Here is a 26041-nt window from a genome sequence, read left to right as displayed (position 1 = left end):
ACCCAGCCCTCCTCGAACGCCCGATTGATAATGGAGAGCTCTATCTCCTTGATCGTGACGGGGTCGTCGTTGATCGCCAGCACGCACGCCGACTCGCACGGCGCCGGGCATAGCATCCCGGTGAACTCCGGGAAGTTGTTGGTGGCGTGCAGCCGCTCGATTGCGCTCTTCCAGCGGGCCTTGTACACGAGGTCGTTCCAGTCGGGAATGAGGTTCCCCAGAGGACAGCCCGTGTTACAGAACGGCACGCCGCAGTCCATGCACCGCGACGCCTGATCCTTGAGATCGTCGTCGGGCATCGGCTCGTACACGTAGCGGTAGTCCTGCAGCCGTTCAACCTTGTCACGCTTGGGGGTCGGCTTGCGGCCTATCTTGAGAAAGCCCCTGGGATCACCCACTACCTGCTCACCTCCACTCCTTTTACACCCAGATCCTCCGCCAACTCGGCGTCCGGTTCCTCATCTACCCGCTCCAGGTCCGCCTGCTGCTGTTCGGCCAGCACCCGCTTGAGGTCCTCGGGCATTACCTTCACGAACTTCTGTAACGCGTTCTCCCAGTCTTCGAGCACCCGCCGCGCCTTTTCCGACCCGGTCCAGTTCAAGTGCGACTCGATCATGCTCCAGAGGAGCTCCCGGTCGTCCTCGCTATCGACGGCCTCCAGGCCGACCATCTCCTTGTTGCACACCTTCTCGAAATCGCCGCCTTCGTCCAGAACGAAGGCGAAGCCCCCGCTCATTCCCGCAGCGAAGTTGCGCCCGGTGCCGCCGAGCACGACCACCACGCCGCCGGTCATGTACTCGCAGCCGTGATCCCCAACTCCTTCGACGACCGTGTGCGCGCCGGAGTTACGAACCGCGAACCTCTCCCCGGCGTTGCCCCGGAAGTACGCCTCGCCGCCGGTAGCCCCGTACAGCGCAACGTTGCCGGTCACGATGGAGCCGTCCGGGTCGTAGCCGGCTCTCTCGTCGGGCCGGATGGCGATCCTGCCGCCCGAGAGCCCCTTGCCGGCATAGTCGTTGGCCGCGCCGGTTAGCCGCATCGTGAGGCCGTGCGTACCCCAGGCTCCGAATGACTGTCCCGCCACTCCCTTGAACTCGATGCGCAGCGTATCGTCCGGCAGGCCCTCGTTGCCGTAGCGGCGTGCGATCTCACCTGCAAGCATCCCGCCGACCGTGCGGTGGACGTTCTTTACCGGCATCTCGAACTCTGTGGTCTCCTTACGCTCCAGCGCAGGCGCGCTCTTCTCGATTAGCTCATTATCTAGCGAGCTTTCGATGTTGTGGTTCTGCTGGATTGACTTGCGGATCCCCCGGCCCTCGGGCACCTCCGGCTTGTAGAAGATGGCGTCGAGATCGAGTCCCCGCGTCTTCCAGTTCCGGGCCGCCTCGCGCGTTTTGAGCACGTCGGAGCGCCCGATCATCTCGTCCATCGTACGGAAGCCCATCCCGGCCATGTACTCCCGCATCTCCTCGGCCAAAAAGAAGAAGTAGTTGACCACGTTGTCGGAGGTGCCGGTAAACTTCTTCCTGAGCTCCGGGTCCTGGGTCGCGATGCCGACCGGGCACGTGTTCAGGTGACACACGCGCATCATGATGCACCCGACCGACACCAGCGGCGCCGTCGAGAACGCGAACTCCTCCGCCCCGAGTAGCGCCGCCACGATGGCGTCGCGCCCGGTCTTTAGCTGGCCGTCGGTCTGGATGATGACCCGGCTGCGCAGGTCGTTCTGCACCAGCACCTGCTGCGTCTCCGCCAGCCCGAGCTCCCACGGAAGCCCGGCGTGCTTTATGGACGAGAGCGGAGACGCGCCCGTGCCGCCGTCGTGGCCAGCGATGGTGATGAGGTCGGCCTTGGCCTTCGCGACCCCGGCGGCGACCGTGCCCACCCCGACCTCGGAGACGAGCTTCACGCTCACCGTGCCACGCGGGTTTGCGAGCTTGAGGTCGTGGATTAGCTGCGCCAGGTCCTCGATGGAGTAGATGTCGTGGTGCGGCGGCGGGCTTATGAGACCGACGCCGGGGGTGGAGTACCGGATCTTTGCGATGTAGTCCGAGATCTTGTGCCCCGGCAGCTGTCCGCCCTCGCCGGGCTTGGAGCCCTGGGCCATCTTGATCTGCAATACGTCCGAGTTCACCAGATACTCCGTCGTCACCCCGAAGCGGCCGCTGGCGACCTGCTTTATGGAGCTGCGCCTATCGTCTGCGAACCGCTCGGGGTCCTCGCCGCCCTCCCCGGTGTTGGACTTGCCGCCGATGTGGTTCATGGCGGTCGCCAGCGTCTCGTGCGCCTCGCGAGAGATAGAGCCGAGGCTCATCGCGCCGGTCGAGAAGTGCTTGACGATCTCGCTCGCAGGCTCGACCTCGTCTATAGGTATCGGGCTCTGCTCGAAGTCGAAGAGGCCGCGCAGGGTCGAGAGCTTCGCGCTCTCGGAGTCGAAGTGCTCTGTGTACTGCTTGAAGTGCTCGTAGCTCCCGGTTCCGACGGCGCGCTGCAGCGGCACGATGCTGGCCGGGTTCCACTGGTGGTACTGGCCCTGCATCCGCTGGGTGTACTCGCCGCCCATATCCAGTTCCGACGGCGCGCCCTCTACGGCGTGGAACGCGAGCTTGTGACGCTCGGCGGCCTCGCGCCCGATCTCCACGAACCCCGCGCCGCCGATGCGGCTCGCGGTGCCGGTGAAGTGACGCTCGGTCATGTCCCGGTCCAGGCCGATGGCCTCGAAGATCTGGGCCCCGTTATAGCTAAACAGCGTCGAGATACCCATCTTGGAGATGATCTTGCGCAACCCCTTACCAACGGCCTTGACGTAGTTCGTCTCGAGCTCCTCGACGCTCATGGCCTCGGCGCCGTTTGCCACGCCGATGGCCCCGTCCTCCGCGAGCCCGGCGATGCTCTCGAAGGCGAGGTACGGGTTTACCGCCGACGCCCCGTAGCCGACGAGCACCGCGAAGTGATGTACCTCCCGCGCCTCGGCGGTCTCGACCACGAGGCTCGTGCTGGTCCGTAGTCCCGCCCGCACCAGATGGTGGTGGACGGCGGAGGTCGCCAGCAGGCTCGGTATCGGGGCACGCTCCTCATCCACGCCCTTGTCCGAGAGTATGAGGACCGTCGCGCCGCCGCGCACCGCGGTCTCGGCCCGGTCGCAAAGCTCCTCGACGGCATGTTCCAGCCCCGCGCCATCTTTCGCCACGTCGAACAGCGTGTGGAGCGTCTCGGAGGCGAACGGCGGCCTCGACAGCTCTCGCACCTTGGCGAGCTCGGCGTCGGTGAGGATCGGTTGGCGCACGAGTATTCTCTGACAGTGCTCGGGCGTCTCGCCGAAGAGGCTCTTCTCCGGCCCGAGCGACATCGCCAGCGACATCACCATCTCCTCGCGCAGGGGATCTATGGGAGGGTTGGTGACCTGGGCGAAGAGCTGCTGGAAGTAGTTGAAGAGTAGCTGCGGCCGCTCGGACAGCACCGCAAGCGGCGTGTCGGTGCCCATGGAGCCGTCGGGCTCCTTGGCCTCGCTCGCCATCGGGGCGAGCAGCATGTCCGTGTCTTCCATCGTGTAGCCAAAGGCGCGCTGGCGCTGCTGCAGGGTCGCCTTCTCGGCCTTCCTTGTACCGTTCTTGGAGCCGTTGGGCTCGGCCTCGGGCAGTTCGTCCAGGTGGATCTCACCCCGCTGTATCCACTCGGAGTAGGGCTGACGGTTCGCGAGCTCCTTTTTGACGTCGGCGTCGCGTAGGATCTCGTGCCGTTCGGTATCCACCACGAGCATCCGGCCCGGCTTGAGGCGCGACCGCTCCACTATGTCCTCGGGCGCTATATCCAGCACGCCGTCCTCCGAAGCCATGACCACGCGGCCGTCGCGGGTTACGACGTAGCGAGCCGGGCGCAGGCCGTTGCGGTCCAGCGTGGCCCCGATGGCCGAGCCGTCGGTGAAGGCCACGGCGGCCGGCCCGTCCCACGGCTCCATGAGCGAGCTGTGGTACTGGTAGAAGGCCCGGCGATCGGGCTGCATGAGGTGGTCGTTCTCCCAGGCCTCCGGGATCATCATGGCGACCGAATGCGGCAGGCTGCGTCCGGCAAGATGCAACACTTCGAGGGCGTTGTCGAAGGCGGCGGAGTCGCTGCCACCAGGGTTGATGACGGGCCAGATCTTGGTCAGGTCCTCCCCGAAACGCTCGCTCTCCAGCCGCGCCTCCCGGGCCCGCATCCAGTTCTTGTTGCCGCGCAGGGTGTTGAACTCGCCGTTGTGGGCCACGTAGCGATACGGATGCGCAAGCTCCCAGCTACCCAGCGTGTTGGTCGAGAACCGCGAGTGAACCAGCGCCAGCGCACTCTTCATGCGCTCATCCTGGAGGTCCGGGTAGAATTCGGGGACCTGCTCGCCGTGCAGCAGACCCTTGTACACCAGCGTCCGCGAGGAGAGGCTGACCACGAAGTAGTCGCTGCCGGCTTCCTCACCGATCGCCTTGTGGATCTGGCGCCGGATCACGTACAGCTTGCGCTCGAACGCCTCCTGATCCACTTCGCCGCCCCGCGAGTCCTGTATGAAGAACTGCCGGATGCGTGGCATGACCCGGCGGGCGGAGTCCCCGATGGCCTCCGGCCTTACCGGGACGTCGCGCGACCCGATAAAGCTCTGCCCTTCTTCGGCCACGACACGCTCTATGACATCCTCGTGATCGTCGTCGCCGTCTATGAACGCCACCCCGACGCCATACTCGCCGATGGGCGGCAGCTCTATGCCGCGTTCTTCGGCCAGCTTCTCGCGCAGGAAGGCGTCCGGGACCTGGATCATGAGCCCCGCGCCGTCGCCCGTCTCCGGCTCGCTACCGGCGGCCCCCCGGTGCGCGAGGTTGCGCAGGATCTCCAGCCCCTCGTCCACCGTGCGGCGGGTCTGCTCGCCGTCTATCCGGGCCACGAACCCGAGACCGCAAGCATCATGCTCATACGAGGGATCGTAGAGACCGGCGTTGGAGGGTGCGGAACTTCTCAAAAACGCCTCCTGAGGGTCGAACGGGTAGCAGAGCAGAGGTCTTTTTACACTAACCTCAGCCTTACCTCAAGGGTAGAGCCCCGCTTTTGAATCAATATTCACGTGTTCCAGAGACTCCTACCGGATCCGCCACGCCCTTCTAGCGCCGTCGGGCGCGCCTTCTAAGTATGTTTATTCATGCTACAACGCCTCCAGCTCGGAGCGGAGCTTGCGCTCTTCTTCGAGCAGCTCGGAGAGCCTGAGCCTGGCCTCAGCAGCCTCGGCCTCGACCTCGGCGAGCCGGAGCGAAAGCTCACGCTCGCGGGCCACCTCTTCTGGGGTGCGTCCCCTCTGGCGGTAGCGATCCCGGATGTTCTTCAGCCGCTCACCGGCGCCGCGCTGGAACCGTTTGCGGTCCTCTCTGAATTCCTCGCCCTGTATATACTCTATGCCGCGCCGCACCCTGGGGTTCGAGAAGAGGTCAGAGCTTCTCCCAGGAGACTCGCCTCCCTCTCGACTCTCGTGGGACTCTCTGGCTTCTCTGGCTTCCCTGTTATCGGACATGGCTGTTGCCCCTGTTCATAAGCCGTATTGTAATGCACGAGCGCCCCGGTAGTTCGGCGGGAATCAAGAGCGCCTCCCCCGAGAGTCCCGAGCCGCGCGCTGCACGTCCCTGAAGATAACGCGGCCCCTGGAGCCCGTGCCCTGCAGCGAGTAGGGGTCCATGCCGAGCTCCTCCGCCTTCTTCATGGCCGCCTCGGTAACCTCCCTGCTGGAGTCGGACTCCTCCAGGGCGGCCTGTCCCTCACCCTGGGAGCCGCCTCTGGAGAGCTCCGTCAGCTCCTTGATGAGGCTGGGATTGGCATCTACCGAGGAGAGGGTGCGCTCGATCATGGCCTGCACGTTCTCCAGGCGGGCCTTTAGCTGGGCCTCGGCCTCTACCCCCTTCGTCTCTAGCTTGACCGTGTCGAGCGAGACGTTGAGGCCCACGTCTATCTCCAGCAGATCGGAGAGCCGCGTACGCAGCGAGACCTGGGCCTGGAGATCCTGCACCTCCAGGTTGAGTTCCTCTACGTGTACCTTCGGAACGTCGAGTAATACGTCAGGGTCGGCCCGGGCATAGTCCGACCCCGAGCCTTCGTAACCCTCTGAACTTCCCGTCTGCGAGCCCGCCTCCTCCGGTGCCTCTGAAACCTCTGACGTCTCTGACGCCTCTGACGAGGTAGACCTCCCGGAGCGTCCCCCTCTATCTTCAGATGACATCCCACCTCTCCTTCCATAAGGACCGCAAATATAATCCTCACAAAGCCGCTCTCGCAGGCTAACGCAACTCCCGGGCCCACGCTCGAACGGCCTACCAGGAGCTTACCCGCTAACGGTCTCATCTAGGCTTATCGCCCTGCTCCGGCTCGTGCGGGGGCGGTGAGGGTGTTTTCCCCCGGGTTAGCGGGTATAAGTAATGCAGCCAACAGCGTAGATCGCGCAATGCGCCGCGTATGCGGCAAGAAAGGCAGAGAAACGTGTCACAGGGCAACCAGCAACAGGGCCAGCAAGAGCAGCAGTCACAACAGAGTCAACAGAGCCAGCAGGAGCAGCAGGCCAGCCCGGAGCAGCATCTCGCGCAGGCGGTAACGGACATCAGAAAAGTCCAGAGCATGATGGAGCTGAACTATCCGGATCAAGGCGAGGCGATACGCATGCTCCGGGAGTCGGGAGACATTGTGTGGAGCGAGATAAGGAGGATGCAGCAAGCCCAGCAACAGTCTCAGCAACAGGCCCAGCAGTAAGTAGGGACCGCCTACGGGGAACTTCTACACGAGAGATTCCTAGAACCGATGTAGCGGGCCCGCCGCGTACCTAGCGGTGCCGGGTGCTGCGGAGGGCCTCCCGGTTACGCAGTGACCAGTAGGACATGGCCCACTGCCAGTCCTCGAGGAAGCCCTCTGCGGCACGTCTCTCCCAGTGACGCGCCCGGGACTCGCCGCGGGCACCGGCGGCCCTTCTGACCGGGGGCCTCTCGCGGTGCACCTCTTCCTTCACGGCGCACGCAAAGGCGAACAACTCCTCATCTCCCCCGGCATCCGGGTGTAGCCGGGCCAGCATCAAACGCCACATCCGGGGGTCCTCAAGACCCTCCCAGGAACCGGCGTCTCTCCCCTCGGGCAACCAGGACCTCCCCTGTCCGCACCCCGTTCACACCTCTCTTGCGGACCCATGATACCTCGTATCGGGCTCCTAGAGGCGTGGGCTCTTTATCCCGTCCCGGGCTCTCCTATCTCCTTGACCCTCTGCTCGAACTCTTCCGCCGAGTTCGCGTTTTTGAAGGCCCAGGCGAGATCCTCTATGTTCTGCTCGTTGCCCCGCACGAATACCATGGACTTGGTAAGGGTTATGTCCTCGAAGGCGGCCACGGCCAGCCCCACCACGTCCAGCGGCTCTGCGACCTCCGCCTTCTGACACATGGCGTACATCCGGGCCGCCTTGACCAGGCGTCTCTTGTAGTCTCCGTGTATCCTCGATCCGCCGGCTCCTACTTCAGCCATTCAAACCTCCTCCAATCACGCCGGGGCACCGAAGGTAAACGGAAGGCCGGCGGGGAACCCGGCATAGCGCCGGTTCCCGCCAGCCTCCCGAGCCCCGCACAAACAGACCTTTCGGCTTCCTCGCGCTAGACAACCGGATCTAACAGCCGGGCCTAGCCGCTGGCGGCGCTCGTAACGTCCTTGACGGTAATGCGTCCGTCAGCGCCAGAGCCTTGTATAGAGGAGAGGTCCACTCCGAGCTCTTGAGCCTTCTGCGCGGCGGCCTGCGTAACCTCCGGCTCCTGCTGCTCCTCCTCGCTCTCGGAGCCCTGCTCCTGCTGCTCCCCGTCTTGCTCTTGACCCTGCTCTTGTCCTTGCTCTTGGCCCCCTCCGGTGAGGCCGCCTACGGCCTGGGTAGCCTGTCCCACGGCCTGCCCGGCGGTGTCCTCCACCTGTTGCGTGGCCTGATCTGCGGTCTGTTGCGCGGTCTCGGTGACCGTCTCCGTCGTGCCCTTTATATCCAGACCTAGCAGCTCCTCGACATCGTTCAGGACCTGTTGGATCACGTTGCCGGCCTCGTCAGTGTACTCGCGGACCGTGTTTCCCTGCTCGTCGGTATACTCGCTCGTGGGCTCCTGGTCGCTGAGGTTGCCCTGATCCTCTTCGTTGACGACGTTGCCCGCCTCGTCGAGGGTGGACTGTACGATGTTCCCCGAATCATCCAGGGTGCGCTGCACGGTCTGGCCCTGATCGTCCGTATACTCGTCTAGTAAGCCGCTGCCGCTCTCCAGCACGTCGGTTACTGTCTCCTGCGCCTGGTCCGCCGCCTCTTGGGCCTGTTGCTGGGCCTGTTCGGTGGCCTGGTCAACCATCTCGGAGATTCCCTGCTCGGAGGCGGACTGGTCGAAGGACTCCTCGAGGGAGTTTAGGGAGTCCACCATCTGCTGAACTTCTTGCTGGCTCTCTTCGGGTAGCTGCTGCATTATGTTTTCGAGCTGCTCGCTGCTGCTCTGGAGCTGATTCTTTACTTGGCCGAGGGTCTCACTGTAGTAATCCCTGACGCTCTGTAGGGTCTGCTCCTGGATCTGCTCTTGCAGGTTCTGCGCCTGTTCGGTCATTTTTACCCTTCTTTACCTCTTACAAGGAGTTTCGTGGCTTTTCAACGCCTGTGGTCCGTGCCGCGCACGAACGGTCCTTACTATTCTTCCGGCCCTATTCGGTTTGCTCGTTCCGAGGCCCTCCGAGACTCCTCCCGGCTCTCTCGTGGTTCTCGGTCCACACGGAGTCCCGCCGCTCGGCGGCGGCGTTGTGGTACTCGACGCCTTCCCGCACCTCCGCTGGAAGGTTATATCTCCGGCTCGTGGAGAAGGAGCGTTCGGAGACGTCGCCCCGGAATTCGGTCTCTACCTTGGAGGTCGTCTCGAAACGCAGGCTCCGTGCGCTGGCGCGGGCGGAAAGCCCGAGATCCGGCTCCTCCCGCTCTTCTCGCCGGCCGCCGCTCATCGGTCGGCGCCCACTACGTCTTTGAGGGTAACGAGACCGTCCGCCCCGGAGCCTTCTATCCCGGTAAGGTCTATGCCGAGGTCCTCGGCTTTCCTGCGGGCGGCGCTCGTGACCCTGGCGGCTCCCCGAGAGGCCTCGTTGGAGGACTCTGCCATCTGGCCGTTCGTGGCCTCCGAGGCCTCTGAGGCTTCAGAGGCGGCCCTGCTGTCCGCGAACTCGACCACGTCGCTGACGATGATCCTGCCCCCGGCCCCGCTAGCTTCCACCTCGGAGAGGTCCACGCCACGCTTCTCGGCCTCGCGACGGGCCGCGTCGGAGGCCTCCGGCGCCGCGTCCTTGACGTCCTCGACGAGTACCCGGCCTTCCTCCCCGGAGCCCTCGACCTGTGTAAGGTCCACGCCATGCTCCCGCGCCTCGCGGAGCGCGGCCTCGGAGGCCTCGACCTCGCCCTGCCGCCGCAGGCTCTCGGTATCGAGAGAGGCGACCTCGTTCTCCGCCTCCTGCAGGCAGTTCTCGATCTTGGAGTAGCTGTTCATCAGCTCCTGGAAGAGCATCTGGAACGACTCTTCCTGGCCGCCGGGTAGCTGCTCCGGCAAGCCCTCCACCGTGGCGCGGCTCTCCTTTATCTGCTTCTTGAGCCCCTCCACGGAATCACCGAAGTACTCCTGGGCGAGCTCCATCGTCTGGCGCTGCATGGACTGCCGCGACTCCCGTATGCCCTGGTTCAGCTTCTCCAGCGCCTCGTCAGGCTGTCTCTCGGTCACCCCTTCTCCTCTCGGCTTCTCTCCGTTTCGATGCTCGCCACACGTTTAGAGCTGGCGCGCTTCTATAAAGTTCCCGTCGTCATCGGTCACCTGTTCGAAGACGTTACCCGACTCGTCCTTCGCGCGGCTCACGGTCCGCCCCTGATCGTCTATGTACTCCTCTTCTATAGGCAACTCGGAGACGCTGCCGGCGAGATCCTCACTCGTCACCTCGCCGTTCTCGTTCAAGGTGGTTTCCAGGATGTTCCCGAACTCGTCCACCGAACGCTGCACGGTCTGGGCCGCCTCTCCTGCGGCTTGCTGGGCGGTATCCGTAGCCTCCTGGGCAGTCTCGGTCGCCTCGCCGGCAGCCTGCTGAGCAGTATCCGCCGCTTGTTCAGTCGCCTGCTGGGCGGTGTCCGTGGCCTGCTCAGTGGCCTGTTGCGCCGTATCCGTGGCCTGATCCGTCACCTGCTGTGCAGTGTCGGTTGCCTGCTGGGTAGTTTGCTCAACGGTACTGGTGGCTTCTCCGGCGGCTTGTTGAGCCGTATCCGCTACCTCGCCCGTAGCCTGCTGCGCCGTATCCGTGGCCTGCTCGGTGGCCTGTTGGGCGGTATCGGTAGCCTGCTCCGTTGCTTGTTGAGCGGTGTCGGCGGCCTGTTCGGTAGCCTGTTGCGCCGTGTCTGCCACTTGCTCCGTCGCTTGCTGGGCGGTATCGGTGACCTGATCCGTGGCCTGCTGGGCGGTTTCTCCTAGCTCCTGGGTGGCCTGCTGGGCGGTCTCGCTCACGCCCTCGACGGCCTGATTTGCCGCCTCTCCGGCCTGCTGTGCGGCCTGTCCGGCCCCTTCTCCGACCTCACCCACGGCCTGGCCCGCGCCCTGGCCAACCTCGCTGGCGGCCTCTCCGGCGCCGGAACCGACGTCCTCGACCGCCGAGCCAGCGCCTTCTCCGACCTGCTCTACCGCTTCGCCCGTACTCTCGACGGCGGAACCTGCGCCTTCTCCGACCTGCTCTACGGCCTCGCCAGTGCTCTCTACCGCGGAACCGGCTCCTTCACCGACCTGCTCCACGGCCTCACCGGTGCTCTCGACGGCCGATCCCGCCCCGGAGCCTACGTCCTCGACCGCCGAGCCCGCACCTTCTCCGACTTCCTGGACCGCGGAGCCCGCTCCAGAGCCCACGTCTTCCACGGCGGAGCCGGCTCCTTCGCCGACCTCTTGTACGGCCGTGCCCGCACCTTCTCCGACGTCCTCGACCGCAGAACCAGCGCCTTCTCCTATATCCTGCACGGCCGAGCCGGCGCCTTCGCCAACGCTCTCCACGGCGGAGCTTGCGCCCTCCCCGAGATCCTGCACGGCGGAGCCAGCACCTTCTCCGACATCCTCGACGGCGGAGCCCGCGCCCTCTCCGATGTCCTGTACGGCCGAGTTGACGCCCTCACCGACGAGCTGGCCGGCTCCTTCACCGACATCCTCTACCGCTGAACCGGCACCCTCACCGATGTCCTCGACCGCGGAGTTCAGGCCGTCGCCGACGAGCTGGCCGGCCCCCGCGCCCACGTCCTCGACCGCCGAGCCGGCGCCCCGGCCGACGTCCTCGAGCGCGGAGCCCGCACCGGAGCCCACGTCCTCGACCGCCGAGCCCACGCTCTCGACCAGCTTCTCGATAATCTGGGGGTTGCGGTCTATGGTCGTGAGCACCCGGTCTATGATCGCGGTGACGTTGTCTAGCCTGACCTTCAAGAGCGCCTGCGCCTCGACGCCCCGGATCACCAGCTTGACCCTGCCCAGGTACGCGTCCACCCCGACCTGGAGCTTGACGAGGTCCAGGACCTCCGCGTACAGGTCGACCTTGGCCCTCAGATCGTTGAGCTCGAAGTTGATCTCGTCGACCTTGACCACGGGCACGTCTAGCAGAACGTCCGGGATCTTGCCCGAGAAGGCGGCGTCGTTCTCGTCGTACTCCAACACGTAGTTCTGGTACGCCCGCTCGGGTACCGTCTCGTCCGTGGGGATGTTGTTCGCGAACCTGTACTCCTCGGGCTTCTGGGCCGAGGTGCGGTCATCCTCCTGAGAGCCCTGACGGGCAGGCGTGTTGTTCCCGTCGGACTGCCCGCCCTGACCGGAGCTCTCCCCACCGTTCTGCCCCCGGGATTGCTGGCTCTGCCGGTTCTGTTGCTCTTGCTGCTCCTGCTGGTTCTGCTGGTTCTGTTGAGCTTGCTGCCCTTGTTGCCCTTGCTGCTCTTGTTGCTGACCGCCTCTGGTCTGCGTGTCCGTCACCTCTACCCCTTTACCGCTGGCTCTTATATGCTGACCGGCCCGCAGGCCGCAACAGATTCTCCAGATACAGATTTTCCTGTGTATTACCCCTTTTTCCCTGGCTCCGGGTCATTTAATCCTCTTTTGATCCCGAAGAGAAGATTTCTCGGCATCTTTTTGACTATTTATATAGTAGAGGAGCGTAGAAGAGGTTTCTTTATCCGCCAGGGAGGGGTAATTATCTCGATAGTGCCCGCCCGGAGGCGGCGCACGGGGGAAATGCAACAGAGGAGAGGAAAGAGGTCACTCGTGAGCAAGGACAGCGCGCAGGACAAGGCGGAGGCGGCCAAGGACAAGGCCAAGGGCCGGGCGAAAGAGGCGGCCGGGGCGGCGAGCGGCGACAAGTCCAAGAAGTCCGAGGGGCGCAAGGACCAGAACAAGGGCACGGCCAAGGAGAAGAAGGGCGACCTCAAGGATCTGACCAGCTAGGCCGGGTCACGCCGGGTCGTGCCAGGTCCCGCGGACGGGAGCGACTACACCAGCTACAGGAACTTCTTGTAGACCCCGATGTTGGTGGTGTCACGCACGCCGAGGGCGTCTCTTAGCCCCCCCAGGGAGTAGCCGCGGCGCAGGAGCCGCACGGCGAAGGTATGACGCAGGACCATCGGGGAGATTCGCCACAGGCCGACCTGGTCGCAACGCTTGTAGATGGCGTTCTGGAGCGACTTGGAGGTGGTAACCGGGCGGGCTGCGCGTCCGATCACGAGCTCCGGGGTCTCGTCTTCGCGCCGGGAGAGGTAACCTCGCAACTCGTCCACCGTCTCGTCGGACAGGGCTAGCGTGCGGGGCGCGAGGTGTGAGGACTCGGGACGGCCGAGGTGTATCTGGGCCGCTTCGAGGTCCACGTCCTCCCGCAGGACACCCCGGATCTCGCTTACCGTCACCCCGGTGTCGAGCATCAGGCTCATCATCGCCGCGTCGCGGGCGTCGTCGAGCCTGTTTACCGGGAAGGACAGGAGCCTCTCGGTCTCCTCGTTCTCCAGGATGGCTATCTTCTGATCCAGCGGCTGGTGGACCGGCTCTATGGGGTCGAGGTCGAAGCCGGCGTCGGTCGCCGTTCTGACCCAGTTTAGAAAGCGGCGTACCGCCGCGTCCTTGCGGTAAACGGTAAAGCTCTTGCGCTTGGAGTCCAGCAGGTGGTTGCGGAACTCCATCACCTCGCCGACCGTGAGATCCTCTATCGCCTCGACGCCCCGGCCTTCGAGAAACCGGGAGAACTCGCGCAGGTCGGACTCGTAAAACTCTGCGGTGCGGGGGCTGGTATCCAGGTCGTCGGCGAGGTGCTCGTTGAACTCCTCGAGCAGCACCGCAACCCTCATATCCGAGCCTCATCCCACGTCATGTTCGCATTTTACACGAAGAGTGCCGGCCGGACCCTGCACCATCCTTACAGGATGCGGGCCTTGTGACGGCGGACGGTATCGTGGGCCGCGTTGATCTGGGCCGTAAGCCTCTCGGCCTTTACACGCTTCTCGGGGTCGGAGAAGCGGTCGGGGTGGTAGCGTTTTACGAGCTCGCGGCGCTTGCGGCGAACCTCGTCCATGTCGGCCCCGGTTTCGAGCCCGAGCCGCCGGTAAGCGGCGAGCACGTTTGGCGGATACTTGCGCGGCAGCCATCCGGCCCCCGGGCGGGATCCGGTCCTCGGCCCGGCTTTCGCGCCGGAGCCGGTCCGCCCACCCTCGCCGCCCACACCTGCGCGGTCCTCTCGCTTCTCCCGCTTTTCTCGTTTTTCCTGCTCCGAGGTTGATTGCTCTTCTTCCTCGGCGGAGCGCCACTCCTCGGCGGCCCCGCGCCAGGCGGCGCCGACGGCGCTCTTCAAGCTCTCGCCGCTCTCCCGGCCGTTGCGGAGGGTCTCCCGGACGCGCTCGTTGAGATGCTCGTCTTCTTGCAGGGTGGAGACGAAGCCCCGGGCCAGGCGTCCCAGACGTCTAGGTATGCCCAACTGGCCCGTCTACCTCCGGGGTTCGTAGGGCTCTTGGGGGTCTTGAGGAGGATCGTGAGGGCCATGGGGACTATCCTCGCCCCTCTCCTCGCCGTACCGGGGGTACTCCGGCGCGGGGTCACCAAACACCTGGGTGTCGTCCTCCAGGGGGTCCATGATCTCGGTCTCATCCCCGCGGGGCTCGTGCCCCTCCTGGTAACGCTCGCTCCAGAACTCCTCGCCTTGAGTCTCCGCCTCTCCGGCGAGCTGGTCGCTGGAGGCTTCGGAGCGGCGCTCGTCCGCCCGGATGTCGAAGAAGCTTCTTACCAGGTCCACGTCCGACAGCCCGTCACGGGCCTCGTTTATCTTGCGTTCCTCCTCGGAGACGCCGTAGTCCCGGGCCTCGCGGGCCTTCTCGATCTGGTCCTGCAAGGAGGTTATGACCTCGTCGGTCTTCTCGTTCAGCTCGTCCACCCGGCCCCGGCTGAGCTCTATGCGGGACTCCAGCTTGGCCTCGCGCATGCGGGTGGCGCGGTCTAGCTCGCCGACCTCTATGCTGGCGGCGGCCAGTGTCTGGCGCACGATCCTGACGGCGCTCTTCTGGGGCACGTCCTCGGGCATGTCCTTTATGACGCTCGCGGCGCGCTCGACCGTGAAGCCGTGGAGTTCCCGGGGCTCCTCGGACTCCTCTAGCTCGCGCGATCCGGAGGAGATCCCGGCGGGCTGCTGGACGTCTTCCTCTCCGTCGCCGAAGAGCAGCCTCTGGAAGAAGCTGCGACGCTCCGCACCCTCGTACTCTGCGGAATCCCCGGCCTCCTGGGCACGCTCTCTGTTATCCCGGTAGCGTTCGTCCCGGTGGCTATCTCCATACTCTGTCATCTAACAGTCACCTGCTCCGTCAGCTTGCGTGTCGTGGCGGAAGCATCCCCCGCCGGTGGCTCCTCTACGCTCCGGCTTACCTCGCCCAGGCTACGCCGGAAACGCGATACCTGCTGCCGCAGGTGTTCCAGGCGATCCTCCCGGAGCCCGCCGGACGAGCCGGCGGATAGCCCGGCATCAACCGAGAGCATCTCTCCCCGGAGGCTGGACAGCAGGCTCTCGGCGTTCTCCAGCTGGGCGTTTATGGCGCCGATGCCGTCCAGAATACCATCGTGGCTCTCAAGCTCCCGGCAGCGGCTGGCGAGGGCGTTCTCGAAGGGCTTGCGGAGCTCGGAATCCGGCTCCAGAGCGGCGAGCTCTTTTTCGAGGCCCTTTATGCGGCGAGCCACGGCGCGCCGATCCAGGCCGTCGAGGTGACGCCGCAGCGCCGAGCGCCGGCGGGCGAGGAGGACGGTGCCCTCGATCTCGGTCACGATGGCCGAGAGGTCCTCGAAGAGTATCGGGGCGTAGTCCTCGGGCAAGAGCTTCCAGCTCTCCACGAGGCCCTCCTGCAGCCCGGCCAGCCGTTTCATCTGCGGCGCGGCGATGCGATCCTCGCGCGCCACCTTGCCAAGCTCCGAGAGGTTGTCCTGGATCCGACGCCGCAGCTCCTTGTAAGGAGCCTCCTGCCGCCCGCGCCACAGCCGGTTCCCGGCGGCCACGGCCCCGGCACCGCACGCCAGCGCGAGAAGCGAGGCGTCGGAGGCCACTGCGAACGCTCCAAAACCGCCCAGCGCGCCGAGCGGGGCGAACCTGTACAGGTTCGTGCGGCGTTTTTCAGCTTTTACGACGGACATGGCTAGCCTTCTCTCCGGCGCTCGGGGCCCTGATCGGTCTCCCCGAGCGCCTCGTCGAGCTCCGACTCGTCCACCTCGTCTGCCTGCTCATCCCCACCGGATCCCAGGCGCTGCTGGGAATCGGAGCTACGCAGGCCCATGTCGGCCTCCATCATCTCAAGCTCCTTCTCGGCGTCGAGGCGTTTTACGTCCAGCTCGGTGTCGGCGATCTGGCGCTCCACCTCGCTCGGCCCGCCCAGCTCGCCGACGGCCCCGGCCTCGTAGGAGGACTGCCGGATCGTCTGCCGGGCCTTCTCAAGATCCCGGGAGGAGTCCGAGAGCGAGATATTGGAGCGTGCCTCGTTGGCGGTGCGCATGGCCTTCGAGCGCTGGTTCTCCTCCACCAACGCGGAGCGCTCGCGCACGGTCTCCTGGTAGCGGCGTTCCTGATCCCGGAAGGCGCGCTCCATCTCCTCAGAGTTCTGGCGGGCCTCCTCGAGGCTGCTCTCGATCCCCTCTATGCCTTCTTCGGCCTCGCGCTTTTGCTGCACCACCTCGACGGCGGCCTCGCGCTGGCCCCGGGAAGCGAGCTCGCGGGCCTGGCGGCCCTTGGCCTCGGCGACCTTCCGCTTCTCGGAGAGGTCGTCGGCCAGCATCTTCTCGTAGGCCATCGTGCGGGCCGCAGCGACCTGGAGCTTCTTGAGGTTGTCCAGCTCGTCCTGCACGGCGTTTTCGAGCAGCAGCTCGGGGTTGCGTTGCTCCACGCCGGAGGTGAACTTACCGAAAAAGCCCCGGATCATCCTCGTCAGCCTACCCATCTCGCGCCGCTACCTCCAGGCATCGCGTGGCCTTTTGCACCCTGCGGGTGCCACCCGGATTATATACCAACCAGGCTCCGGGCCCTAACCCTCTGGTGTCTGGCCTACGCCGGGCCTATTCGGTGGCGGAGACCCGGTCCTGCAGAGCCTCGGAGGGGATGCTCAGTATCCACTCCGGCTCGTCGCCCGAGCCCGAGTCCAGGCCCGCCGAGGCCCCGGCCTGCGGGTTGTTCTCCAGGTAACTCTTCACGTCGTCTGACCTCTGGATGGCCTCGGAGCTATCCACGAGATCTCCGGTGGAGAGCGTGTCGCCCGATATACGCCGGATCTGGCCCTCCGGCAACTGCTGGCCCTGGGCCTGCCGCAGCCGGCCGCCCGTGTACGGGACGCTGATAACCGCCCCGGCGGACTCCGAGACGAAGGAGTATAGCCACCCGCCGTTCTCGCCTGCGGCGTTCACGGTGGCCGGTACGCTGGCTATCGCGTAGAGCTCGGCGTCCTCGTTCCAGCTCTTTGCTCTCTCCCGAGCCTCCTCCAGCCCGCCCGAGAGAGCGGTGGAAGGACCCTGGCCCTCCGCGTTCGTGGAGCCGCCCCGGTCGGTGGTTTGCGGTATGGTCTCCCCGGCCGGGACGGTGGACGCGGCCTCGGGGGCCGCCGTGGTCTCTGTCGTCTCTCGTGGCGCGGCCGAGGTCTGGCCGGCGTCCTGGTTCTTCTGGGTAGAGCCGCCAGAGCTTCCGGAGCCCTGATCTCCACCGCCCGAACAGCCGGAGAGCGCGAGCGAGAGGGCTAGCACGGAAGCGATGGCGACCCTGGGGAGAAGCCTGGAGCGCACGGATGCAGTATGAGATGTATCCATAACCCGGGCAGTGTAGCGTAGCCTCGATGATTTGTAATCCCGCTCCACGGGCCCCGTTACGTGAAAACAGGAGGCGCGAGGGCCGGACGAAGCTACACGACCCGGGCGAGAGAGGCATCATTACGTCGTTTTCTGGTCGCTCTGCAGAGCCCGGACAGTAATAGTAGCGGGACGGGATCGAGAGTACGTCGGGGTTGGCGGGGCAGGGCGAACACGAGGTCCGAGCGGTAGCGCGCCGCTTCCGGACACTCCTTATCCCGCCGCCTGAACCACCGTTATCCGGCCCGGTTCTGGCGGGCCCGGTCGAGGAAGGTCTGCGGGGTATCGTCGGGCGAGTAGACGGCCTCTCCTATCTCCGCGCCGGGCACCGCCGCGAGCAGGCGTCTGGCGACAAGCCAGGCGTTATTCGGCGAGGTATTGGGGAGCACGAGCGATACCTCCCCCGATGAGCCGGTGGTCACGAGATCCGCCCGGCGAATCTCCTCCAGCAGCCGGGCGGGGTCGGCATCCGGGCCGCCGGGCAGCAACACCGAGAGCGCGTGAAGCGGGAGATCCATCTCGGAAGATAGCCGGATCTCCTCCCGCACCTCCTCGTCGAACTCTTCTGGGCTCTGTAGCTCCTTGCGCACCCTGACCCGCCAACTCTCCTATCCACCGGCGCGTGCCCGAGTATACGCTACCTCCAACGCCGCAGACCGGAGGTCTTGGGCAGGAGGGCGGCACTGCGTATAATCGCGCCGTGGACGAGAAGGCAAACACCCGAACCGAGCAAAACGAACAAAGCGAGCGTAACGGACAGAGCCCGCAGAAGCCCGCCCCCGAGCGGATGGAGCGGGTGGAGTGGCTGCGGGCCGAGATCCGGCGCCACAACCGCCTGTACCACGTGGAGGACTCGCCGGAGGTCTCCGACGCCGAGTACGACGCCCTGTACCGGGAGCTGGAAGACCTCGAAAGGGAGCACCCGGATCTCGCGACCGAGGACTCCCCGACCCAGAGGGTGGGGGCCGAGCCGCTCGAGGAGTTCGAGCAGGTGCGCCACGCCATCCCGATGCTCTCGCTGGCGAACGCCCGCAAGGTAGAGGAGCTCCGGGAGTGGGATGCCCGGGTCAGGCGGCTGCTGGGAGAGGACGAGGAGCCGGGCTACGTCAGATACGTTACCGAGCTCAAGATAGACGGCCTGGCCGTATCCCTGCGCTACGAGGCCGGGAGGCTCGTGCAGGGCGCGACGCGCGGCAACGGCACCGTCGGCGAGGACGTTACCCAGAACCTCCGCACGGTACGCTCCATCCCGGAGAGGCTGGATGATGGACCACCGGAGGTCCTGGAGGCCCGGGGCGAGGTGTACATCCCGCTCGGGGGCTTCGAGGAGTTCAACCGGCGGGTGGAGAGTGAGGGCAAGAAGCCCTTCGCGAACCCGCGAAACCTGGCCGCCGGGTCCATCCGCCAGCTCGACCCGCACATCACCGCCGGGCGGCCGCTCACGGTCTTTCTGTACGGCGTCGGCGAGGGCGGAGAGGCGTACGAGAGCCACTCGGCGGCGCTGGCCGGGCTAAAGGAGTACGGCCTGCGCGCGAACCCCCACCGGCTGCACGACGACATAGAGTCCGTAATCCAGGAGTGCGAGCGGTGGGCCGCCGAGAGGGAGTCTCTCGACTACCAGGTGGACGGCGTGGTGGTGAAGGTGGACTCCAGAGAGCAACAACGAACCCTGGGGAGCGTGCAGAAGTCGCCGCGCTGGGCCATAGCCTACAAGTTCGAGCCGCTGGCCGGGCGGACCAGGCTCGAAGACGTCATCGTGAACGTCGGCCGCACGGGGGCCATCACGCCGCAGGCCGTCCTCTCCCCGGTGAACGTCGGCGGCGTGACCATCTCAAAGGCCACGCTGCACAACGAGGACTACGTGAAAGACAAGGGCATCCTCGTCGGCGACGAGGTCGTCGTAGAGCGGGCGGGGGACGTGATCCCGCAGGTAGTGCGGCCCATCCCCGAGGCGCGCGACGGCTCCGAGTACGCCTTCGAGATGCCCACCCACTGTCCCGTGTGCGGCGTGGAGGTCTCCCGTCCAGAGGGTGAGGCGATCACCCGCTGCGTCAACGCCCGCTGCCCGGCGCAGGCGGTGGAGCGCATAATCCACTTCTCTACGAAGTCCGCGATGGACGTCGAGGGCCTGGGGGAGAAGCTCGCCACCCGGCTCTTCGACCTCGGCCTCGTGGACGACGTGGCCGACCTGTACGAGCTGCGTCCGGATCAGCTAACCCCGCTGGAGGGCTTCGCGGAGAAGAGCGCGGAGAACCTCGTAAACGCCATCGCGGCCAGCAAAGAGCAGCCGTTCTCGCGGGTGCTGTACGCCCTCGGCATCCAGCACGTCGGCCTGGTTACCGCCGGGCTGATCTCGGCCCGTTTCAGCGGCCAAGACCTCCTGGAAGGCGTATCCGCCGAGTCCCTGGCCGAGATAGACGGCGTCGGCGGGGTGCTGGCGGGCTCGGTGGTCGGGTACTTCGAACTGGAGGAGAACCGGCGGCTCGTGCGGCGTCTAATGGAGCGCGGCCTCGACTTCGGGCGCGAGGAGCCGGAGGCGGCGGAGGGCCCGCTGGTCGGAAAGCGGGTGGTGGTGACCGGCTCACTCAGCCGGCCCCGGAGCCACTTCGTCGAGCGGATAGAGAGCGCGGGCGGGACGTTCACCTCGTCGGTCAGCAAGAATACGGACTACGTGCTGGCCGGGGAGGACGCGGGCTCGAAGCTCGCGAAGGCCGAGGAGCTCGGCGTTACGGTGCTGGACGAGGCGGGCTTCGCCGAGCTGTTCCCCGGCTAGTGAACCGCGCGGCAGCCCGGCTAGCGAAGACTCTGGCGAGGGTGCGGTGGCTGGAGGGGCTCCTCTCCGGGCTGCGGACGGCGTGGAAGCTCGGCAGGATCATCTTCCCCGTCACGCTCGCGGTGAGCCTGCTACGCTACACGCCGGTGTACGAGTTTCTGCTGTCGGGTCTCTCGCCGGTCATGGGTGTTTTCGGCCTGCCGCAGGAGGCCGCGGTCGCGCTCCTGCTCGGCAACCTCTTGAACCTGTACGCCGCCATCGGCGCGATCCTCACGATGGGGCTGACGGTGAAGCAGGTCTTTATCCTCGCGGTGATGCTCAGCTTCTCGCACGGACTCCCGGTGGAGTCCGCGGTGTGCCGGCAGGTCGGGGCGAGTCTGGCGGCGGTGCTCTCTTTCAGAATCGGCCTGGCCGTGGTCTCGGGCATCACGATAAACCTCGTGTGGTCCGGCGGCGGGGCGCAGGCGGGCTACGGGCTGGCCTCCGGGGGAGGGCCGGAGCCCTCCGGCCCTCTGGAGATCACCACCGGGGCGCTGCAGTCGGCGGCGGTCGGGGTGATCCAGATCTCCGCCATCGTCATCCCACTGATGGTGTTTATCCAGGTGCTCAAGGACCTCGGGGCCCTGGAGCGGTTCGCGGCGAGGACGCGGCCACTGGTGACACCCTTGGGCATCCCGGCCCACGGCTCGATAACAATGGCCGGCGGGCTGCTCTTCGGCCTCGCCTTCGGGGCGGGCGTGATCCTGGAGCAAGCCCGCGAACAGGGGTTCACGCGGCGGGAGATCACGCTCGTCTTGCTGTTTCTGTGCGCCTGTCACGCGGTGGTGGAGGATACCCTGATCTTCATTCCCCTCGGGATACCCGTCTTGCCGCTGCTCCTGATACGCCTCACCGTCGCGGTCGCGCTAACGGCCGTCATAGCGACCGTCTGGCGCAGGCCCGTCACGGTGCCCGACTAGCCCTCTTCGTTCCCTTCCGGGTCGCCCTGTTCCCGGGCGCGCTGGATGTAGGTCTCGGCGGCCTCCGGGTCCTTGTAGGAGAGCACGCCGCCCGTTAGCGGGTTGTTGATCTCGTAGTGCCCGCCCGCGTCGTGGTCCACGATCACAGGATAGTACCGCTCTCCGACTTGCTTTATGGCGTATTCTTGGTTGTTGCTTTCCATGGAATCTCCGTTTTATAGGCAATTACAAGCAATCCATCGCCCCTTTGACTACACACCAATGACCGAAGAGCTTCAGCTTAACTCTAAATGAGTTACCGCAACACGTAGGTCAAGACAGCCTCGCTAAAGTTCGGGACTGTCTTGGCCCACGCCTCGGCAGCCACGCCCGGTAGCGTAAAGGAAGGCTTAGAATACGAATCCACTAGCTCCTGAAGCAGCGTACAGAACGTATCGTTGTTGCAGAGCGCCCATTGGCACAGTAGAAACTCGTCGGGTGTGACAATCTCGACATCATATTTATCGCATGCTCCCCGAGGGAAGTCGATCACGTTGTTAGTGACTATCATATCTGCATTGTCTTTCACTGCAGCCGCAAGAACGTGGCGGTCTTTTGGGTGATTTTGCATCACCTCTATCAAATCTTCGTGGCCTGTAATGCGAGCTTCCTCAAAGGCCACATTCAGCCGAGCCACCATTCGGTCCACTTTATGATGTACGGCCTCGGGCCGCTTTCTTTTGATACTCCGTGCTACTTCTTGGAGTATCTGATCGGTCCAACGAACTTCGTAAAATCCTCTTTCAGCGAAGTGCAGTAGTAGGTCCCGCAGATACACAGGGTACAGGACGTTTGCGTCCAATACCACCTTAAAGCCTGTCACTAGTTCTCACTTATCCTCCATATCGTAGAGACCTAGCTCCTCAGACTCTTCCTTTATGAGATCAAGGGCCTCTCTGCGCCCGGAGTCACGACGCTCTTTGTAGACCAGCAACTCGTCCAAGCGGATGCGCCGGTGCTTTCCTACCTTGTAGTATGAGATATTTCCATCTTCGAGCAGCTTTACTAGATGAGGTCTGGAAACGCCGAGCACGCTTGCCGCTTCCTGCGTAGTCAGTTGAGTGTGCACAGGCAGCAACTCAACACGGACGCCCTGATCCATGAAGCCCAGCAGGTCTTCAACGACTTTGTACTCAGAGTGCGGCAGTTCGCGTACTTCGCCAGAGGCCGAAACCAACTTGGCGACGCCCTCCTGTTCAGCCCGTAAGTTGTCGATCTCCTTTACATTCTGGGAGTTCCGGTCTGGGGTATACAGCGGCTCCTTCTCACTCATCGTGCAACAACCCCTTTTCTAGTGCGTGATATCCACACAATCGTACTTATGTCGAGATTATACAAACGAAATAAACGAAATGGAAGCTCTATCGAGCTTGAGTTTTGTCTCGGCTGTTTGTTGAGGTATAGCCTCGCTTCATGCAAGTCACCCGGGACCTCTTTCTCCTGAACTTCGTTGAGCGTCTAGTAGACTGAATTTCATGTTGCGTATAGTGCGAAAGTCCGCCACCCGGAGCCGGGTTTGACCGGCCCGCCGCTCGCCGGCCAGGTCGTGATCGTGGGCGGTCCCGAGAAGGAGGACGAGCTGCTCGCAATCGTAACGGACGAGGGCGACGCCGTGCCCGTCTTCGACTCCACCGAGGAGGCGCAACACTTCCTCGACTCCACCGGAGACTTCGGCGGGGACTGGCGTCCCGTGGAGGTCTCGGCGGAGCTTCTCGTGGAGCTTCTGGAGTACCAGGGCGAGGAGGTCGAGTACGTCGCGATCTCCCCGCCGCCCGAGCGCCTAGAAGGCGGCATGGAGATGCAGGTACTGTACCGCGAGATCCTCATAGATCTCCTCAAGCGCCAGACGGCTCCCGGAGAACCGGAGCCCAAACCGAAGAAAAGCCTGTTCAGGCGTCTATTCGGCGGTTAATCGCCCCTACGCTCCTAGTATCTCTTCCCCTTCTGACGCCGCACGTCGAAGCGGGCCGAGGAAGATATCGCCATCACGGTCATTACCCCGGCCTGCACGGGGTCGGACACGACCAGATCGGCGGCGTCCGGGACGCTACCGGCCATGTTTAGCGAGACGGAGATGATCCCCTTCTCTCGCACCTCCTCGACCGCCCGCGCGACCTCGCCGCCCATCAAGGCTCCGGCGAGCACCACCGCCGATACCCGCGGCAGCCGCGCCACGGCGCGCACGGCATCGGCCAGGTTATCCTCGCCGACGAGCGGGATGGTATCCACCGAGATCCTCTCGCCCCGGATATTGTGCCGGTCGGCCTCGCCGACCGCGCCCACGGCCACCTGTCCCACCTGCGCCCCGCCACCGAGCACGATGATCCTCTGCCCGTACACCTTCGCCAGCGACGGGGCCTCATCCACCGAGCCCACGATCTCCAGCGCCCCGAGGTCGCCCATCAGAGCCCCGGCGTCCGTCACGTCCTCCAGCTCGAAGTACACCGTCGAGCTCTCCTCCAACCGCTCCGCGATGTCCACGTAGGTAATGTTCGCCCCGTGCCCGCCCATCACCCGCGTCAACGTGTTCAACGAACCGGGGCTGTCCGTGGTGCGAACCATGATCGCCAACGCGCCGTGCTCACCGCTCCTCAACCCGCAAACCCTCTCGACTCCGTCCTGTTAGCGGATCACAGCATAGAACAGACGAGCCCCCGGCAAGCGTCCGCACAACTTGATATTAACAAACCCTATACCCGCAATACGAACTAACAATTGGATTGATAGCCGCCGGGCACATAAAGTACGGGGGCACATAGCGATCATCCCTTACTTTCGGGGATTAGAGAGGAGCGTAGGGATGTTAAACGGGTATAGCAAGAGGAGCCGGCGGGACCAGACAGAGAGCATAGAGCAGGAGTGGGCCTCCGGGAGGTGGGACGGCATCACGCGGCCCTACAGCGCCGAGGACGTGGCGCGGCTGCGGGGCTCGGTGCAGATACAGCACACCCTGGCCAGCCGGGGCGCGGAGAGACTGCGGGGCATGCTGGAGGAGCCGGGCTTTATCCGGGCGCTCGGGGCGATGAGCGGCAACCAGGCCGTGCAGCAGGTCAAGGCCGGGCTGAGGGCCATATATCTCTCCGGCTGGCAGGTCGCCGCCGACGCGAACCTCGCCGGTCAGATGTACCCCGATCAGAGCCTGTATCCCGCGAACTCCGTGCCCAACGTGGTCGAGAGGATCAACCAGGCCCTCACGCGGGCGGACCAGATAAGCCACGCCGAGGGCGACGAGGAGACCGAGTGGTTCGCCCCGATAGTCGCCGACGCCGAGGCCGGGTTCGGCGGCGCGCTGAACTGCTTCGAGCTCACGAAGGCCATGATCGAGGCCGGCGCGGCGGGAGTCCACTTCGAGGACCAGCTCGCTAGTGAGAAGAAGTGCGGCCACATGGGCGGCAAGGTGCTCCTGCCGACGGCGCAGGCCGTCAGGAACCTGATCTCGGCCCGCCTCGCCGCCGACGTGATGGGCACCCCGACGGTCATCGTGGCCCGCACCGACGCCGACGCCGCCAACCTCATCACCTCCGACATAGACCCCGACGACGCCGAGTTCCTGACCGGCGAGCGCACCTTCGAGGGCTTCTACCGCACCAAGCCCGGTATAGAGCAGGCGATAGCCCGCGGCCTCTCCTACGCGCCCTACGCCGACCTCGTGTGGTGCGAGACCTCCAAGCCGGACATCGGGCAGGCCCGGGAGTTCGCCGAGGCCATGCACGAGAAGTTCCCCGGCAAGCCGCTCGCCTACAACTGCTCGCCGTCGTTCAACTGGAAGGCCAACCTTTCAGAGGAAGACATCCGCACCTTCCAGGAGCAGCTCGGCGAGATGGGCTACAAGTTCCAGTTCATCACCCTCGCCGGCTTCCACAGCCTCAACTACGGTATGTTCGACCTCGCAGACGGCTACCGCGACCGCGGCATGGAGGCCTACTCCGAGCTTCAGCAGAAGGAGTTCGACGCCGAGAGCCGGGGCTACACCGCCACCAAGCACCAGCGCGAGGTCGGCGCGGGCTACTTCGACGAGGTCGCCCAGATCGTCGCCGGCGGCATGGCCTCGACCACCGCGCTCACCGGCTCCACGGAAGAGGCCCAGTTCAAGGGCTAGCGGTCGAGTTACATAAATTGCATAGCGTTATTGGGCACGATGAAGGGGGAGTGGTGGCGCGCTCCCCCTTCGCGCACCGTTTGTAGAAGCGCCAGCCAGGATACGGAGGAGCATCCTCCAAGAAACACGCGTCGAGAAACGGCACTATTCGTAGAAGTTTGAGAATCAAATCTTCGCCAGAACTTCGCCAGAACTTCGCCAGAACTTCGCCAGAACTTCGCCAGAACTTCGCCAGAACTTCGTTAGAAAGGAGGGTCCGGTCCGCATGGCTTTTCTAAGAGGAGAGCGTGCGCTGCTGCGTACAAGCTATACCGGAGACGCTGACGTACTAGCCCAGATTCGCAGAGAGCCCGAAGTCGCCTGGAGGTGGGGTGATACCGACATCGAAGAAGAGATCCGCGCGGCGTTCATAGACTCTGAATGCGGCTTCGTCATCGAGGTAAACGGAGAGGTCGTTGGCGGGATCCAGTACGGAGAGGAAGAAGATCCGACGTACCGCCACGCGACCGTGGACATCTTCCTCACCACCTCGCATCACGGTCAGGGCCTGGGCGCAGAAGCGATCCGGATCCTGGCTCGACACCTCTTTGGGGAACGTAACCACCACCGCTTGACGATAGACCCGGCGGCGGATAACGTTCCCGCGATCCGGGCTTACGAGAAGGTAGGCTTCCGACGAGTCGGGGTTATGCGGAGCTACGAGCGTGGTCCTGACGGCTCCTGGCACGACGGACTCCTCATGGACATGCTCCGGGATGAGTTACGTCCCTGAGCGGAAGCTGCAACGTACGCG

The 26041-nt window shown here is 64.8% G+C and carries 27 protein-coding genes and 1 pseudogene; 7 read left to right on the top strand and 21 right to left on the bottom strand.

Annotated elements, in window-relative coordinates; translation table 11 throughout:
* The 4 genes and pseudogenes from gltD to ABD53_RS06420 all read right to left on the bottom strand — a co-directional run.
* Positions 1-398, bottom strand: a pseudogene (gltD, locus tag ABD53_RS06435) (glutamate synthase); the annotation flags it as partial.
* Positions 398-4984 (bottom strand): glutamate synthase large subunit, encoded by a 4587-nt coding sequence (gltB, locus tag ABD53_RS06430; protein ID WP_047864911.1) that lies wholly within the window; start codon positions 4982-4984, stop codon positions 398-400. The gene gltB and the pseudogene gltD, both read right to left, overlap by 1 nt.
* A gap of 180 nt (positions 4985-5164) precedes the next feature.
* Entirely contained in the window at positions 5165-5527 is a 363-nt protein-coding gene (locus tag ABD53_RS06425) for a hypothetical protein (RefSeq protein WP_152670618.1), read from the bottom strand.
* Positions 5528-5590: 63 nt separating this feature from the next.
* Complete coding sequence (locus ABD53_RS06420; protein WP_053057750.1) at positions 5591-6226, bottom strand: hypothetical protein; 636 nt, start codon at positions 6224-6226, stop codon at positions 5591-5593.
* A gap of 257 nt (positions 6227-6483) precedes the next feature.
* On the opposite strand from ABD53_RS06420, the gene ABD53_RS06415 reads away from it, so the two are divergent.
* Positions 6484-6750, top strand: a complete 267-nt coding sequence (locus ABD53_RS06415; RefSeq protein WP_047864909.1) for a hypothetical protein — start codon at positions 6484-6486, stop codon at positions 6748-6750.
* 70 nt (positions 6751-6820) lie between these two features.
* Here the strand turns inward: ABD53_RS06415 and ABD53_RS06410 are convergent, their stop codons facing one another.
* The 6 genes from ABD53_RS06410 to ABD53_RS17440 all read right to left on the bottom strand — a co-directional run bounded on the left by ABD53_RS06410 (position 6821) and on the right by ABD53_RS17440 (position 12011).
* Positions 6821-7129, bottom strand: coding sequence for a hypothetical protein (locus tag ABD53_RS06410; RefSeq protein WP_047864908.1), 309 nt, complete (start codon positions 7127-7129; stop codon positions 6821-6823).
* A gap of 86 nt (positions 7130-7215) precedes the next feature.
* A complete protein-coding gene (locus ABD53_RS06405) occupies positions 7216-7506 on the bottom strand; it encodes a hypothetical protein (RefSeq protein ID WP_047864907.1) in 291 nt (96 codons plus the stop codon).
* A 152-nt stretch (positions 7507-7658) separates the two neighbouring features.
* Positions 7659-8603: an E3 binding domain-containing protein gene (locus tag ABD53_RS06400; RefSeq protein WP_047864906.1), complete on the bottom strand. Its 945-nt coding sequence runs from the start codon at positions 8601-8603 to the stop codon at positions 7659-7661.
* A 94-nt stretch (positions 8604-8697) separates the two neighbouring features.
* The gene (locus ABD53_RS06395) at positions 8698-8988 is read right to left on the bottom strand and encodes a hypothetical protein (protein WP_047864905.1); all 291 of its coding nucleotides are present in this window, start codon (positions 8986-8988) and stop codon (positions 8698-8700) included.
* A complete protein-coding gene (locus ABD53_RS06390; RefSeq protein ID WP_047864904.1) occupies positions 8985-9752 on the bottom strand; it encodes an E3 binding domain-containing protein in 768 nt (255 codons plus the stop codon). The genes ABD53_RS06395 and ABD53_RS06390 overlap by 4 nt, the downstream gene beginning before the upstream one ends.
* A 45-nt stretch (positions 9753-9797) precedes the next feature.
* Complete coding sequence (locus ABD53_RS17440) at positions 9798-12011, bottom strand: hypothetical protein (protein WP_200900305.1); 2214 nt, start codon at positions 12009-12011, stop codon at positions 9798-9800.
* A 288-nt stretch (positions 12012-12299) separates the two neighbouring features.
* On the opposite strand from ABD53_RS17440, the gene ABD53_RS06370 reads away from it, so the two are divergent.
* Positions 12300-12479, top strand: a complete 180-nt coding sequence (locus ABD53_RS06370) for a CsbD family protein (RefSeq protein WP_200900304.1) — start codon at positions 12300-12302, stop codon at positions 12477-12479.
* A gap of 53 nt (positions 12480-12532) precedes the next feature.
* On the opposite strand, the gene ABD53_RS06365 is transcribed toward ABD53_RS06370, so the two are convergent.
* The 7 genes from ABD53_RS06365 to ABD53_RS06335 all read right to left on the bottom strand — a co-directional run bounded on the left by ABD53_RS06365 (position 12533) and on the right by ABD53_RS06335 (position 17968).
* Positions 12533-13369, bottom strand: a complete 837-nt coding sequence (locus ABD53_RS06365) for a tyrosine-type recombinase/integrase (RefSeq protein WP_047864902.1) — start codon at positions 13367-13369, stop codon at positions 12533-12535.
* Positions 13370-13437: 68 nt separating this feature from the next.
* Entirely contained in the window at positions 13438-13992 is a 555-nt protein-coding gene (locus ABD53_RS15790) for a J domain-containing protein (protein ID WP_053057749.1), read from the bottom strand.
* A 9-nt stretch (positions 13993-14001) separates the two neighbouring features.
* On the bottom strand, positions 14002-14850 hold the full coding sequence (locus ABD53_RS06355; protein WP_047864901.1) for a hypothetical protein: 849 nt from the start codon (positions 14848-14850) through the stop codon (positions 14002-14004).
* Positions 14847-15686: a hypothetical protein gene (locus tag ABD53_RS06350; RefSeq protein ID WP_047864900.1), complete on the bottom strand. Its 840-nt coding sequence runs from the start codon at positions 15684-15686 to the stop codon at positions 14847-14849. Before ABD53_RS06350 ends, ABD53_RS06355 begins: the two co-directional genes overlap by 4 nt.
* A 2-nt stretch (positions 15687-15688) precedes the next feature.
* Positions 15689-16483, bottom strand: coding sequence for a PspA/IM30 family protein (locus ABD53_RS06345; protein WP_047864899.1), 795 nt, complete (start codon positions 16481-16483; stop codon positions 15689-15691).
* Between the two features lie 115 nt (positions 16484-16598).
* Positions 16599-17315, bottom strand: a complete 717-nt coding sequence (locus ABD53_RS06340) for a hypothetical protein (protein ID WP_047864898.1) — start codon at positions 17313-17315, stop codon at positions 16599-16601.
* Positions 17316-17614: 299 nt separating this feature from the next.
* Positions 17615-17968 (bottom strand): hypothetical protein, encoded by a 354-nt coding sequence (locus tag ABD53_RS06335; RefSeq protein ID WP_047864897.1) that lies wholly within the window; start codon positions 17966-17968, stop codon positions 17615-17617.
* 197 nt (positions 17969-18165) lie between these two features.
* On the opposite strand from ABD53_RS06335, the gene ligA reads away from it, so the two are divergent.
* On the top strand, positions 18166-20151 hold the full coding sequence (gene ligA, locus ABD53_RS06330) for an NAD-dependent DNA ligase LigA (protein ID WP_047864968.1): 1986 nt from the start codon (positions 18166-18168) through the stop codon (positions 20149-20151).
* Positions 20151-21110, top strand: a complete 960-nt coding sequence (locus ABD53_RS06325) for a nucleoside recognition domain-containing protein (protein ID WP_235401398.1) — start codon at positions 20151-20153, stop codon at positions 21108-21110. The genes ligA and ABD53_RS06325 overlap by 1 nt, the downstream gene beginning before the upstream one ends.
* Here the strand turns inward: ABD53_RS06325 and ABD53_RS06320 are convergent.
* The 3 genes from ABD53_RS06320 to ABD53_RS06310 all read right to left on the bottom strand — a co-directional run bounded on the left by ABD53_RS06320 (position 21107) and on the right by ABD53_RS06310 (position 22422).
* Positions 21107-21313, bottom strand: coding sequence for a hypothetical protein (locus ABD53_RS06320; RefSeq protein ID WP_047864896.1), 207 nt, complete (start codon positions 21311-21313; stop codon positions 21107-21109). The two genes, ABD53_RS06325 and ABD53_RS06320, sit on opposite strands and share 4 nt — an antisense overlap.
* A gap of 92 nt (positions 21314-21405) precedes the next feature.
* On the bottom strand, positions 21406-21972 hold the full coding sequence (locus ABD53_RS06315) for a PIN domain-containing protein (protein WP_053057748.1): 567 nt from the start codon (positions 21970-21972) through the stop codon (positions 21406-21408).
* 6 nt (positions 21973-21978) lie between these two features.
* Positions 21979-22422, bottom strand: coding sequence for a helix-turn-helix domain-containing protein (locus ABD53_RS06310; protein ID WP_047864895.1), 444 nt, complete (start codon positions 22420-22422; stop codon positions 21979-21981).
* Between the two features lie 243 nt (positions 22423-22665).
* Here ABD53_RS06310 and ABD53_RS06305 point away from each other — a divergent pair, with 243 nt between their 5' ends.
* On the top strand, positions 22666-23061 hold the full coding sequence (locus ABD53_RS06305) for a hypothetical protein (RefSeq protein ID WP_047864894.1): 396 nt from the start codon (positions 22666-22668) through the stop codon (positions 23059-23061).
* A 14-nt stretch (positions 23062-23075) separates the two neighbouring features.
* Here ABD53_RS06305 and ABD53_RS06300 read toward each other — a convergent pair whose 3' ends face one another.
* The gene (locus ABD53_RS06300) at positions 23076-23744 is read right to left on the bottom strand and encodes a DUF5612 domain-containing protein (protein WP_235401396.1); all 669 of its coding nucleotides are present in this window, start codon (positions 23742-23744) and stop codon (positions 23076-23078) included.
* Positions 23745-23949: 205 nt separating this feature from the next.
* Between ABD53_RS06300 and aceA the strand changes: the two genes are divergently transcribed.
* Together aceA and ABD53_RS06290 are read left to right on the top strand one after the other, a co-directional pair.
* Positions 23950-25248, top strand: a complete 1299-nt coding sequence (gene aceA, locus ABD53_RS06295) for an isocitrate lyase (protein WP_047864893.1) — start codon at positions 23950-23952, stop codon at positions 25246-25248.
* 265 nt (positions 25249-25513) lie between these two features.
* Positions 25514-26020: a GNAT family N-acetyltransferase gene (locus ABD53_RS06290; RefSeq protein ID WP_047864892.1), complete on the top strand. Its 507-nt coding sequence runs from the start codon at positions 25514-25516 to the stop codon at positions 26018-26020.
* Positions 26021-26041: the final 21 nt, after the last annotated feature.

Source organism: Rubrobacter aplysinae (assembly GCF_001029505.1).
Classification (GTDB): domain Bacteria; phylum Actinomycetota; class Rubrobacteria; order Rubrobacterales; family Rubrobacteraceae; genus Rubrobacter_A; species Rubrobacter_A aplysinae.
This window is presented reverse-complemented; position numbering and strand designations above follow the sequence as displayed.

Bases quoted from the DNA above. Each gene is read 5' to 3' on its own strand.
- ABD53_RS06425 (WP_152670618.1), bottom strand. From the start codon at position 5,527: ATGTCCGATAACAGGGAAGCCAGAGAAGCCAGAGAGTCCCACGAGAGT.
- ABD53_RS06420 (WP_053057750.1), bottom strand. From the start codon at position 6,226: ATGTCATCTGAAGATAGAGGGGGACGCTCCGGGAGGTCTACCTCGTCA.
- ABD53_RS06405 (WP_047864907.1), bottom strand. From the start codon at position 7,506: ATGGCTGAAGTAGGAGCCGGCGGATCGAGGATACACGGAGACTACAAG.
- ABD53_RS06400 (WP_047864906.1), bottom strand. From the start codon at position 8,603: ATGACCGAACAGGCGCAGAACCTGCAAGAGCAGATCCAGGAGCAGACC.
- ABD53_RS06395 (WP_047864905.1), bottom strand. From the start codon at position 8,988: ATGAGCGGCGGCCGGCGAGAAGAGCGGGAGGAGCCGGATCTCGGGCTT.
- ABD53_RS06365 (WP_047864902.1), bottom strand. From the start codon at position 13,369: ATGAGGGTTGCGGTGCTGCTCGAGGAGTTCAACGAGCACCTCGCCGAC.
- ABD53_RS06355 (WP_047864901.1), bottom strand. From the start codon at position 14,850: ATGACAGAGTATGGAGATAGCCACCGGGACGAACGCTACCGGGATAAC.
- ABD53_RS06350 (WP_047864900.1), bottom strand. From the start codon at position 15,686: ATGTCCGTCGTAAAAGCTGAAAAACGCCGCACGAACCTGTACAGGTTC.
- ABD53_RS06345 (WP_047864899.1), bottom strand. From the start codon at position 16,483: ATGGGTAGGCTGACGAGGATGATCCGGGGCTTTTTCGGTAAGTTCACC.
- ligA (WP_047864968.1), top strand. From the start codon at position 18,166: ATGGAGCGGGTGGAGTGGCTGCGGGCCGAGATCCGGCGCCACAACCGC.
- ABD53_RS06320 (WP_047864896.1), bottom strand. From the start codon at position 21,313: ATGGAAAGCAACAACCAAGAATACGCCATAAAGCAAGTCGGAGAGCGG.
- ABD53_RS06310 (WP_047864895.1), bottom strand. From the start codon at position 22,422: ATGAGTGAGAAGGAGCCGCTGTATACCCCAGACCGGAACTCCCAGAAT.
- aceA (WP_047864893.1), top strand. From the start codon at position 23,950: ATGTTAAACGGGTATAGCAAGAGGAGCCGGCGGGACCAGACAGAGAGC.
- ABD53_RS06290 (WP_047864892.1), top strand. From the start codon at position 25,514: ATGGCTTTTCTAAGAGGAGAGCGTGCGCTGCTGCGTACAAGCTATACC.